The sequence below is a fragment of the Alphaproteobacteria bacterium GM7ARS4 genome (genome assembly GCA_014332745.1).
Classification (GTDB): Bacteria; Pseudomonadota; Alphaproteobacteria; order GM7ARS4; family GM7ARS4; genus GM7ARS4.
Window position 1 is genome coordinate 163,002 of the sequence record JACONL010000002.1, and the last position, 11,136, is coordinate 174,137.

Annotated in this window: 11 protein-coding genes; 5 read left to right on the plus strand and 6 right to left on the minus strand. The window is 53.0% G+C overall.

Features of this window, described 5'->3' with window-relative positions; all coding sequences use genetic code 11:
• Window positions 1-8: 8 nt before the first annotated feature.
• The 5 genes from GDA54_03490 to GDA54_03510 all read right to left on the minus strand — a co-directional run bounded on the left by GDA54_03490 (window position 9) and on the right by GDA54_03510 (window position 5,360).
• Window positions 9-959 (minus strand): ATP-grasp domain-containing protein, encoded by a 951-nt coding sequence (locus GDA54_03490; GenBank protein ID MBC6497369.1) that lies wholly within the window; start codon window positions 957-959, stop codon window positions 9-11.
• Between the two features lie 174 nt (window positions 960-1,133).
• Window positions 1,134-2,123 (minus strand): methenyltetrahydromethanopterin cyclohydrolase, encoded by a 990-nt coding sequence (locus GDA54_03495; protein ID MBC6497370.1) that lies wholly within the window; start codon window positions 2,121-2,123, stop codon window positions 1,134-1,136.
• Window positions 2,124-2,135: 12 nt separating this feature from the next.
• Window positions 2,136-3,407, minus strand: a complete 1,272-nt coding sequence (locus GDA54_03500) for an ATP-grasp domain-containing protein (GenBank protein ID MBC6497371.1) — start codon at window positions 3,405-3,407, stop codon at window positions 2,136-2,138.
• Entirely contained in the window at window positions 3,364-4,269 is a 906-nt protein-coding gene (locus tag GDA54_03505) for a methylenetetrahydromethanopterin dehydrogenase (protein MBC6497372.1), read from the minus strand. Before GDA54_03505 ends, GDA54_03500 begins: the two co-directional genes overlap by 44 nt.
• A gap of 68 nt (window positions 4,270-4,337) precedes the next feature.
• A complete protein-coding gene (locus tag GDA54_03510; protein MBC6497373.1) occupies window positions 4,338-5,360 on the minus strand; it encodes a hypothetical protein in 1,023 nt (340 codons plus the stop codon).
• A gap of 99 nt (window positions 5,361-5,459) precedes the next feature.
• Between GDA54_03510 and GDA54_03515 the strand changes: the two genes are divergently transcribed.
• From GDA54_03515 to GDA54_03535, 5 genes are read left to right on the plus strand one after another with little or no spacing between them, the layout of a single operon-like run.
• The gene (locus tag GDA54_03515; protein ID MBC6497374.1) at window positions 5,460-5,843 is read left to right on the plus strand and encodes a 4a-hydroxytetrahydrobiopterin dehydratase; all 384 of its coding nucleotides are present in this window, start codon (window positions 5,460-5,462) and stop codon (window positions 5,841-5,843) included.
• Window positions 5,844-5,897: 54 nt separating this feature from the next.
• On the plus strand, window positions 5,898-7,184 hold the full coding sequence (locus tag GDA54_03520) for a hypothetical protein (protein ID MBC6497375.1): 1,287 nt from the start codon (window positions 5,898-5,900) through the stop codon (window positions 7,182-7,184).
• Complete coding sequence (locus GDA54_03525) at window positions 7,184-8,857, plus strand: formylmethanofuran dehydrogenase subunit A (GenBank protein MBC6497376.1); 1,674 nt, start codon at window positions 7,184-7,186, stop codon at window positions 8,855-8,857. The genes GDA54_03520 and GDA54_03525 overlap by 1 nt, the downstream gene beginning before the upstream one ends.
• 6 nt (window positions 8,858-8,863) lie before the next feature.
• A complete protein-coding gene (fhcD, locus tag GDA54_03530; protein MBC6497377.1) occupies window positions 8,864-9,790 on the plus strand; it encodes a formylmethanofuran--tetrahydromethanopterin N-formyltransferase in 927 nt (308 codons plus the stop codon).
• On the plus strand, window positions 9,787-10,626 hold the full coding sequence (locus tag GDA54_03535) for a formylmethanofuran dehydrogenase subunit C (protein ID MBC6497378.1): 840 nt from the start codon (window positions 9,787-9,789) through the stop codon (window positions 10,624-10,626). Before fhcD ends, GDA54_03535 begins: the two co-directional genes overlap by 4 nt.
• A gap of 191 nt (window positions 10,627-10,817) precedes the next feature.
• On the opposite strand, the gene GDA54_03540 is transcribed toward GDA54_03535, so the two are convergent.
• Window positions 10,818-11,136 (minus strand): hypothetical protein (locus tag GDA54_03540; GenBank protein MBC6497379.1); only part of this gene is annotated, 319 nt, incomplete at its 5' end.

Sequence of the window (11,136 nt, forward strand, 5' to 3'; positions counted from 1 at the left end):
TTTTGTCGTCATCTTGATGGGTCTTCCATGCGTTTTTTTGCCATGGTGATCAGTGAGGCGGCGATTTTGGGTGTTGTCTTTTGTTCGATTCCCTGCCAAGCGGGGATACTATTGACTTCGAGGACAAGGGGGCGCTTTTGTCGGTTGCGTATGATGTCGATGCCGGCATAATCGGTGAGGAGACATCGGGCGGCGTTGAGGGCGGTCGCGCCTATGTCATGGTCATAGTCAGGTATGCACAAGGCGCCTTGGCTCACATTGGTAATCCATGTGCGTGATTTTCGTCTCATCATGGAGACGATTTTGCCGTCGACAATGAAGACTCGCCAATCTTGAAACCATCCCTGTTCGGCGTCGCTTTCGATATATTCTTGCATATGCCAGACGCCTTGGGTGTCCTTTTGTTGAGGGATTGGGTCGTTCGGTCTTATTTTTTGCAGTCCCTTTCCTTGTGCGCCAAAGAGGGGCTTATAGACGAATGTCTTAAGGGGATATGTCTGTCGTATGGCGTGGATATGTTGGGGGCTTGCGCATGTGATAGAGAGGGGGATGGGGATATGGTGGCGTTGCAGGATATGGGCGCATAATCCCTTATCGACGGTGCGTTCGATGGTGCGCGCTTGGTTGAGGACGGGCACGCCGCATGCGGTGAAGGCATGGAGGACGGACAGGGAGAAGGTGAGTTCTTGCAGGGAGCCAGCAGCGATAAAACGTGCGAAGACGGCGCGAGGCAAGCGTTCAGAGTCGCCATCGTCGATAGAGAGACCATATGGGCTGTGTGTGTTGAAGACGCAACAGCGGTAAGGCATCCATGCGATGGTGAGGCGATGCTGTTGGGCGGCAAGGGTGAGCGTCCTTTGATGATAGCCTTGTGGCGCTTTTCCCTTATCTTGTTTTGCGTGGTGTGATGGTGGCATCGAAGCGTCATCACTGAACACGACAATGTGAGGGGCGGGCATGGAGGGAGCGATGCCTTCAGCTGTCGTCTATTCTGTGGCGGGCCTATGGCGTTGTGTTTCTCCCATGCCTTTTATGCCTTCTTTCGGTTGCGCCCTTACGTCCCCTTCCATGCCCCTTCCATAGATGTCCCCTTGTCCCCTTTGTTCTTGCCTGTGAAGGGGGCTCTTGTTCTGTTAGCGTCCGTAGCCAAAAGAGTTATCGAGGACGGTTTCGTCGACGCCTCCGGCGTGGAAGCTTCTTCCCGTATCGATATTGGAGATGACGGCGCGGGCGGGGCTAAAGAGTGAGGCATCCATCGCATAAAAATCACCTTTGAAAGCCTTAAAGATATCGGCAAAAGGTTTTCCGTAATCTTTAGAGTTTCTACTGGGGAGTTTGAGGGCGAGCTCTTCAGCTTGGCCGTCGTCGCCACTGACGAAGAGATGGACGTTGCCTCCATAGATGATGGCGTCATTGGTGCGTCCCATGCTGACGGTGAATTCTGCTCCTGGTGGGGGCAGAGGGGCGTGCGCGGCGCCGTCGATAATGTTTTCCAGTGGGAATTTGAGGTCGTGGGCTTTATGGAGTGCGACCTCTAGGCATCGTGCGGCCACCTGAACGGTGCCGGCGAGACTCGATGTAGGGGTGAGGATAAATGTCAGATTGGATGCCTTCACATTGCAATCATTGAGGACTTTTTCCACGAGCGCTTTTGGCGGTGGTTTTTCCACTTCGAGGACAAGGACGGCGGCGCGGTGTTTTGTTTGATATTGCAGTTCTTTGAACAAGGGCTCGTGGGCGGCCAGTGCGCGCCCTGGGCCTGAGGCGAGGGAGCTATAATCGTCTGTTTTGAGGCTCCATCCAGCATATTGACTCCCAAGGCATGCGAGGACGGGGTTGCTACTATGGGCACTCACCTGCCATGCCCAATTTTTCGTATGGCTAGGGCAAGGGGTGATACTGATATAGCCCAGTCCGCCCATACAGATTTTTGCGACAAGGATTCCCGCTTCGAGACTGCCGGGTGTTTCGACTCCACAATCGATGATGTGACACCCCAGAGGTCCTTGGGATTTCTTGATTCGCAGGGCGGATGCTCTCTGTGACAATTCATCGACGGTGGGTTGGATGATAAGGCCTATATCGGGCCAGTCCGATGCGGGAACATTAGAAATTTTTGCCATGTATCAGCGACCTCAGTGCTTTCGTTGCGTGTGCCTGCCTCTTCCTTTCACTCTTCCCCGTGCTAAGGCACCATAGAGATTTTTTTCGGTTGAGGCAAGCATTATATGCACGTCTTCGATGGTTTTTCCTTGGGCGTGGATGGTGCAGAAGGGGGCGTCTTTTTTGATGGTTGTTCCTGTTTTTGGCATATCCTTGAGGATGACATGTCCTGTGGCATATCTGTTGATGTGGGATTGGAGGATATGGGGATGTGGCGTGGATGGGATGGTCTGTGGGGCGTAGAGGATTTTGAGTCCTTGTGGCATTAATGTATGGATGGCGGGCAATGAGGGAAGGGGGGACGGGTTATTTTGGCATTGCTGACAGTGCCAGCGGAGGAGGTCAGAGCCATGTTCCGTCGCGAAGAGGTCGAGGGCGATGCCGGGTCGTGGGTTGAGTTCCAAGACAAAGGGGGCATGATATTTTTTGGCATAGAGGACATCGATGCTATTGATACCGCGCAATGTGAGGGTTTTTGTCAGTTGTGTGGCATAGGTGATGACATGGTGGGCGAGCGTTTCTGTGGGGGGTGGTTGTGTGTCGATGATATCGAGGCGTAAGGGGTATCGGGGATGATGGGTGATGTGGTGCGTGTGCCTTTGGCGGCTAAATCCCAGAGGGACGCATGCTGTTCCATTGGCGAGGAAGGACAGGCCGATATGGTGTGTATCGGACATGGCATGTTGGTAGTATGTATCCTGTGTGTGTGTCGTATGGTGTGAGAGATATGTTATGCCTGTGCCGCCGGACGATGCGGCATGTTTGCATAGCCATGGTCTTTTTGTGTTTGGTGGCGGGCGGGCGAAGGAGATAGGCGGGTAGGGAATGGCGAGTTGGTCGAGGGTGGCAAAGAATCGTTGCGGGTTTGTCGTATGGGACAAGATATGGGGTGGGTTTCCATAAAGGGGGCGTTGGTGTATGGCGTTGAGGAGGTGAGGACAGCGTTCTAGCCCGCTTCCATAGATGATGGGTGTGGTGCGGTTGGGGTCGATGGCATCGAGGGCGTTGTGCCATGCGTTGAGGGTGGGCGCGGTGCTCTTATGGAGAGGGAGATAGGCGTGGCGATGGGTTTCGAGGTCGTGGTCGCCAAAGGCGTCTATGGCGTATGGTTGATAGTGGGCTATGCGTGCGATGGCGGCGAGGGGACGCGCATTGAGGGCGACAATAATGAGGGGTTGTGGGTGTTTTTGTGTGTTTATATCATCCCTGTTTGGCGACGATGGCGCGTGCGGTCTCGGCAGCATAGGCGATATCGAGATAGAGGTTTTTTTTGTTTGTGCACATGGCTTGGAACATAGCATATTGGGTTTTCACTTTAATATCGCCTGAGGTGAGGGGTCCTATGGCATAGGCGTCATAGGGCGTTTTGGCGTCATTGTCTTTGAGTTGTAGTCCTTCGATGCCTGCTGGTGGGACGGCATTAGCGTCGGTGATGGCTTTGATATTTTTAGCGGTCATGAGTTGTTGTGTGCTGAGGACTTGGACTCCTGCTCGTGCGGCACAGAAGACGACGTCGGCATCTTTGAGGAGTTCTGTATTTTTTTCGTCGCTACTTCCGTCGGCGGCGTGCATGTGGACGTTGAATCGTTTTTTGTATCCTTCGGCGCGTTGTGCCACATTGTCGACTCCGTCATAGCCGATGAGGGTGACGTTGGCTTTTTCTTGGGCGCAGAGGATACCACAGACGCCGCCGACGATTCCTTTTCCGCCATAGATTTTGACGTTGAGTCCTTTGAGGGTTGTATTCCATTGTTTTTTGAGTGTGCGTTCGACGCATGCGACCATGGCGGCGGCGGTAGTAAAAGAGCCGGCGGGGTCGGGGAAGACGGAGATTTCGAAGGGGGGCACCATGGCCTTTTTTGCTTCTTCCATCATATCGAGGGCGTCAAAAATATCTTTTCCGCCGATGAAGATTCCTGTTTTATCGGTATCGGCAACAGAGCGTGAGAATATGGCGTCTTGTGTCAGGGGGCGTACGTCTTTTGTGGTGATATGGGTATAGCCGATGACGGCGTCGAACCCGGCGTCATAAGCCATGTTGACATCGAAGGGGCTGACGTTGCTTTGCGGGCTGAGCATGTGGAGGATATATTTCTTGTTGGGCATGGTGTATTCCGTTAAGGGGTGGATAGGCGTTTCTCTACCATAGAGTGATGTATGTGGATAGACAAGGTCTAATCATAGGCTGTGTGTGCTGTCATATCTGTGAGGGTTGCTCCGTGGGCACAAGGGGAGACGATACGATAGGTAAGGGAGGTTTCTAATTGTTGCAAGGCGTGGAGGGTGCGTGAGGCGTCGCGTGTATGGGGGAAGAAGGCAAATCCCGTTGGTCCCCATGAGCTTTGTCCGTATCCTTGGATGCCTTGGTGCTGGAGATAGTGGAGGGCGTGTGCGACTTTTGTAGAGGCGTAGGGGCGATGATTCTGTGCGAAGGCAAAATGGCTGCTCATGGCGTGTTGTAGTTTTCCTATATGTCGGGAGAATGTGGCAAAATCTTTTTGCGTGATACTTTGTATGATGCTATCGGGCGTTGTGCCATGATATTGTGTGGCATTGTGTGTTAGGCGTTGCGTTTTTTGTTGATTGAGCGTGTGGAAGGCATGTTTTTCGGCATGGCCATGGACACCTTGTTGGTGAGGGGCGAGGATGAGGAGGACACGCCATGCTGTGGGGAGGGTGACGCGTTGGTAGGGTGTTGGCGGGACGTGGGGCATGTTTTTTTGTATGCCGTTATCGATGATAAATCCTCCTTGTTCGTAGCTCGCGATTCCGATTCCTGAGCGTTGTCCTCTTCCCATGAGCGCTGTGCTTTTTCGTATGGTGATAGGGAGTTGGCAGAGGTGGATGATAGCGTGGGCGCAGAGGAGGGCGTGTTGCGTGCCAGAGCCTAACCCTTGGTGGGTGGGGATTGTTGTTGTGAAGTCGAGGGTGAGGTGTCCTGTGCGTTTGTATTGTTGTGCGAGGGCTTGACTTTTGCGCAAGAGTGTATTGTTCTCTAGGCCTATCATGTGGATATTCTGTGCGAGGGGCGCGTTATCGTTTGGCGTATAATGGGCGTTGAGTTGTGCTTTGAAGCCGTGGATAGCCATGCCAACACTTCCAAAATGTCGTGTTGTATGGTGTGAGGAGAGGGGATAAAAAAAGCCAAAATGTAGGCGTGCGGCGCTTGTGATATGGACGTGTGTTGTGCTAGACATGGAGGGGAGGGGGTGGGCGTATGGGGCTATGGAGGGGCGAGGGGGTTCTCATGCTCTGTGGTGAGCGTGAGATATGATAACACAAAGGAATGCTTTATCATGAAGAAGGAAAAGGTCAAGGTTTATAGTGTTGATGAGATACAGCGTTATATCTCAGAGCATCTACCCCATTGGGTGTATAAGGATGGTTGGCTTGTGCGCCATTACCGCACGTATAATTGGAAATCCACGTTGATGGTGATTAACACGGTTGGTCATATGGCGGAGGCGGCGTGGCATCACCCTGACCTTAAGGCGTCTTATGGTTGGGTGGATGTGCGTTTGATGACGCATACCGAGAAGGGCATTACGGATAAGGATTTTTCTCTTGCGAGGAGGATCGAGTCTGTTGTATGCTGGCGTCCGAGTGAGGAGGATGTTGGTTTGACGGGGACGCCTCAGGGCGACTTGCGTTTCTCTTATGTGAAGTATGATGAGGAGTAATGGCATGCTGTGTGATGTGATAGGACATATCGTAGGAAAGGGGATGGGGGTTGTATGATGGAGCGTGTGAGGAACAACGTCACCTGTCCTTTTTGTGGTTTATTATGCGATGACATCAAGGTGCGGGTGAGTGATGATGGTCTTGACATACCCGATGTCTCTTGCGTGCGTGCCAAGCAAGGTTTCACCATAGACGAGTCTTTGGGTGTATCGCCGCGTGTAGGTGGCAAGTCTGTTTCTTATGAAGAGGCTATGGGGGCGTGTGTTGATATTGTGAAGGCGTCGAAGCGTCCTTTGTGGGGGGGCATGGCGGGGGGCATGTCGTCTGTCAAGCGTATGGTGTCGTTAGCGGAGCGGAGCGGTGGCGTCATTGACCATGCGGGTGGTGATGCCTATTCGGCGCAGGTGCGCGCTGTTCAGGAGAAGGGTTGGTTTACGGGGACGGCAAGTGAGTTAGGCAATCGCACGGACGTTGTTGTGTTATTGGGCGAGCTGACTGATTGGCGTATGCGTCGTTTATTCGAGCGTTATATATGGCGCAAGGAGGCGATTTTTTCTGACAGGCTTAAGAAGAGGCGTGTGATGTTTGTGGGTGAGTCGTGGAGCAATGATTGGGTTGACACGCCATCTGGACATTCGTTGGAGCATATCAAGGTAGCGCGCGCTGATTTTCCGTCTTGCATGGGGGCGTTGCGTTTATTATGGGCGGGTCAGCCTGTTCCGCCTTCTTTGGCCGAGTCTGTTCCTATGAAGGCGTTAGAGCGCGTCATAGAGTCTTTGCGTCAATGTTCCTATGGTGCGATCGTGTGGGATGTGAGTGCGTTGGTGAAGGCGTATGGCGAGGAGGAGGCGTCGTCATTGGTATCGTCTTTTGCCCGTTGGACTCAAGAGATGAACAGGGACATACGTATGATAGGGTTTCCCTTAGGTGGTGATGGTAACATTGTGGGGGCGGGTCAGATCGCCATGTGGCAGTCTGGCTTTCCGTTGCGGATTTCTTACGAGAAGGATGGTCCTCACTATGACAGGAAGCGTTTTGCGACACGTGTTCTGTTAGAGGAGAAGGCGGTGGATGCTTTGATATGGCTTTCGGTTTTTAATCAAGACATCGTTCCGCCATCCCTCAAGGGTTCGATACCCTCTATTGTCATAGGTCGTCAGGATTTAGCGTTGCAGGAAGAGCCGAGCGTCTTTCTTCCTGTGAAGATAACGGGGGTGCATGAGAAGGGTGTTGCGGTGCGTTTAGATAGTGTCGTCTCCCTTCCTCTACATCAACTATATGAGAGTCCATTGCGTTCCTCTGTTGAGCTTTTGGACGGGATAAGAGAGGCACTAGGATAATGCGTATGATATTGGAGAATGGGCGTCTTTATGACCCCATGCATAACAAGAGCGATGTGCAAGAGACTCTGTATGTCGAAGATGGGGTGATGGTGGGCAAGGAGTCTTTTTCTGGCAAGCCGGACAAAGTCTATGATTTAAAGGGTGGGATTGTCATGGCGGGTGCTATTGACATCCATACGCACATTGCTGGTGGCAAGAACAATGTGGCGCGTCTTTTGATGCCTGAGTTGCACGAGGCGACTCTCTTTGCTCCTGAGAATGGTTTTCGCGGTGGTTCGAGCGAGCCGACCATGACGAGTTTTTCCAGTGGTTATCGCTATGCGTCTATGGGGTTCACGGCGGCGTTCGAGCCAGCCATGATGCCTGTGAATGCCCGTCAGACTCACTTAGAGTTAGCGGACACGCCTATTATCGACAAGGGGGCGTATGTGATGATGGGTAACGAGGATTATTTCATGGATTTATTGGCGTCAAAGGCCGAGAAGAAAGAGATTAACGACTATGTGGCGTGGATGTTGGATGTGACGAAGGCCTTAGCGGTTAAGGTTGTCAACCCAGGCGCCGTCAACGCCTTTAAGTTCAATCAGCGTCGCCTTGATTTAGACGAGAAGAACACGCACTATCAGGTCACGCCGCGCGAAGTCATTCTTTCTTTAAGCAGAGCGTTGTTAGATTTAGGCGTTGTCCATCCATTGCATGTTCATGGGTGTAATTTGGGGGCAGCAGGGAGCGTCCAGACAACGTTAGACACCATAGAGGCAGCCGAGGGGATGCCGTTGCATATCACCCATATTCAGTTTTATGCCTATGGCAAGGAAGGGGATAAGAAATTTTCCTCAGGGGCAGTCGCCATTGCTGAGGCGGTGAATAAGCACAAGAATATCAGCATTGACATTGGGCAAGTGATGTTTGGCCAGACCATGACAGAGTCTGGCGACACCATGCAACAGTACAATGGCAGGATGCATGCAAACCCTAATAAGTGGGTGTGTATGGATATCGAGTGTCAAGGGGGCTGTGGCCTTGTGCCTGTCAAGTATGACGATGACAATTACTATAATTCGTTGCAATGGGCGATAGGCCTAGAGCTCTTTTTGCTTGTGGATGACCCGTCGCGTGTCTTTCTCACGACAGACCATCCTAATGCGGCGCCTTTCACGTCATACCCGCGCATTATTCGCTTATTGATGGATAGGGCGTATCGCAACAGCGTTTTCGACCAAATTCACCCAGAGGCGCAACGTATGAGCGGCCTTCGCTCTATCCAGCGTGAGTATACATTGGAAGAGATTGCGGCGATGACGCGTAGCGGTCCCGCCAAGATTTTAGGCTTGACGAACCATGGGCATTTAGGCGCAGGGGCGTTAGCCGATATTGCCGTCTATCAAGAGCATGACAATAAGGAGACGATGTTTGATAAGCCAGACTATGTCTTTAAGGATGGTGTATTGGTGGCGCGCAATGGCAAGGTGCTGTGTCATCATCAAGGCTGTCACGAGGTTGTGCGCCCTTCCTATGACATGGCGTCATTGAAGCGTTTAGAGGCGTGGTATGACTCTTATCACTCTATCAGCTTACAAAATACCGCTGTGGATTTAGAGAATTTTGGAGGACAAGAGGACATTCGTTTTCGCGAAGCCTTGTGTGGTGAGCGCGTGGATGGGAGGTGAGTCCCCATGGAGAGGAAAGGGATTTTCATAGAGGACACCTTTGCGGAAGCCTTTCCTATGTCTGCCGTGCGTCTAATCATCACGGCAGATACCGAGCGTTGGGCGTTAGAGGCGGCGCGTTCCATGACGGGTTTTGCCACGTCAGTGATAGCATGCGGTTGCGAGGGGGCAATAGAGAGTCATCTCAAACCAGACGAGACACCCGATGGCCGCTATGGCATATCCGTCATGCTCTTTGCCATGTCATCCTCTCAACTAAAAAAGCACGTCATTAATCGTTGCGGGCAATGTGTTATGACAGCGCCCACATCGGCGCTTTTCTCTGGCTTTTCCCAAGCGCCCGAGTCGTCGCCAAAGGATAAAGTGAAAGACAAAGTGCCTGTGGGAGCAGCGTTGCGCTATTTTGGCGATGGTTGGCAAATATCAAAACGCTTAGGCGAGCGTCGCTATTGGCGCATTCCCGTTATGGATGGCGAGTTCTTGTGTGAAGACCATACATGGCGTCGTGAGGCCATTGGTGGTGGTAATTTTCTTATCCTTGCCGAGTCGCGTCGCGCTGCCCTCACGGCAGCGTCTCATGCTGTAGAGGCTATCAGAGGCTTGCCGTCTGTCATTCTTCCCTTTCCGGGAGGCGTGGTGCGTTCTGGCTCAAAGGTAGGCTCAAAATACAAATCCCTCATCGCATCTACCAATGGCGCATTCTGTCCCACATTGCGGGGGCTGATTCCATCCTCTTTACCCGCCAACGTGGCGTCCGTCATGGAGATCGTCATCAATGGTTTAGGACGTGCGCCTATTGAAAAGGCAATGGCACAAGGCATGAACGCTGTGATACGCCTAGGACGTAAAGGCGGGATTGTCGGGCTGAGCGCTGGCAACTACGGCGGTAAGCTAGGCCCCCACCATTTTTCTTTGCGCGAGATACTCACATGACGACATTAACGCTGACCTATCGGGGAGAGAAAGGGGCGCATGTGGATATGACAGGCTTGGCAGAGGCGCTAGAACGCGGTGATATAAACCATGCCATGCTCAAGGTGCGCGGCCTTCCCGTGCCGTTAGGCGATATTTTTTCTGTCAAAGGGAAAGTCGCCGCCCCATGGACGCAAGAACGCAACGGCGCGCTCACCATCGAGGCAGGAAACGCCCGCTTGTCCCGTGTAGGCTATGGCTGGCGTCACGGCGCGCTCCACATCGATGGCAACAGCGGCGACGATGTAGGACGAGGCATGACAGGAGGCAAAGTCGTCATAGAAGGCCACGCAGGACATCACGCAGGCTGTGGCATGAAAGGAGGCGCATTGACAATCAAAAAATCGGTAGGCGACTATGCAGGAGGCAACGCCACAGGCGGCCTCTTTGGCATGGAGGGAGGCGTCATCCATGTCTATGGCAATGGCGGACGCCATATCGGCCATAAAATGCGGCGCGGCGTCATCCTCATCGAAGGACAAGGAGGCGCATACGGAGCGTCCCATATGGTCGCAGGAACAATTATCATCATGGGCGCATGCGCAACGGGATGGGGACGCGGTATGCGCCGCGGAAGTCTGGTGATGCTTCAAGGAAAAGAAAAAACCCTCACCACTGGCGCTTTTGCCTATAACGGCGTCCACGCCCTTCCCTTCCTCAACGTGATGACACGCCATGTGGCGACATTGAGTAAAAAATGCGCGAGCCTCATGGAGAAACATGCCGTCAAAGGCATGGCGCGCCATATGGGCGATGTAACCCATATGGGAAAAGGCGAAGTCTGGCTTCCCGCCTAACACACATAAAAGAGAGCAGGGGGCAAAAAGCAAAGAGTAAAGAGCAAGCACACAGGGCGCGCGGGGGGTAAGAGACGCTATGCTGTGAGGATTGAGGACATCATCCACCCACGATGGCGCGCAAAAACCCCCGCCCTATAGGAAAGGCGGGGGTGTTGCGCGGAGTAAGACGCAAGCACCCCCCTAGAACCCTAGAATGCGCCTCTTATGCTCATGATGGCAAAGAGCTCATCGGGACGACGCACGCTATGCTGGGGATTGAGGATATAATCCACCATCGCCCGCATGCGCACCCGCTCAGAGAGCATGGCGTCATAGCCAAACCCAAGCTCAAGGGTGCGCGCTGACGGGCGCACATCAAAACGTTGGAGCAAGACGCCGTTGCGATGGCGCAAACTGATGTCTAGCCTACCATCCTCAACGCGCATGGGTTGCCCCACACGCAACAGCACGGCATCATCCTCAGCCCACGCATGGCGACGGACAAGACCCACATCAAAAGATGACGTC